Annotated in this window: 1 protein-coding gene; it reads right to left on the reverse strand. The window is 69.7% G+C overall.

The genetic code is table 11. From position 1 onward, the window contains the following. On the reverse strand, positions 1-524 hold a 524-nt coding region (locus tag CKO42_RS26875; RefSeq protein ID WP_338035017.1), incomplete at both ends, for a TRCF domain-containing protein.

A 524-nucleotide genomic window follows, 5' to 3' on the forward strand; every position in this document is an offset into this window, starting at 1 on the left:
GCAGCAGGCCGAAGCGGTCGATCATCTCCACCTTCAGGTCTTTGAGCTCGGCGGGTGACTCGGCGCTGGCGATGCGCTTGTAGGTGACCAGGCGCGTGTGCACGTCCGGCAGGTAGTCGTCGGGCAGGAGGGCGGGGAGGCCCAGGTCGATCTCGGCGCCGTGGTCCAGCGGGCGGTCCAGCTCCGGGGTGCGGCCGGCCTTGAGCGCCTCCACGGCACGCTCCAGCAGATCCATGTAGAGGGTAAAGCCGATCTCGTGGATCTGTCCGGACTGCTCCTCGCCGAGCAGCTCGCCGGCGCCGCGGATCTCTAGGTCGTGGGTGGCCAGCGTGAAGCCGGCGCCCAGGTCCTCCAAGGACTCGATCGCCTCCAGGCGCTTCTTGGCGTCCTCGGTCATGGCCTTCGCCGGCGGGGTGATGAGATAGGCGTAGGCGCGGTGGTGCGAGCGCCCGACCCGCCCGCGCAGCTGGTGCAGCTGGGCGAGGCCCAGCTTGTCCGCCCGGTTGATGACGATGGTGTTGGCG

Source organism: Lamprobacter modestohalophilus (assembly GCF_016583905.1).
Lineage (GTDB): Bacteria > Pseudomonadota > Gammaproteobacteria > Chromatiales > Chromatiaceae > Lamprobacter > Lamprobacter modestohalophilus.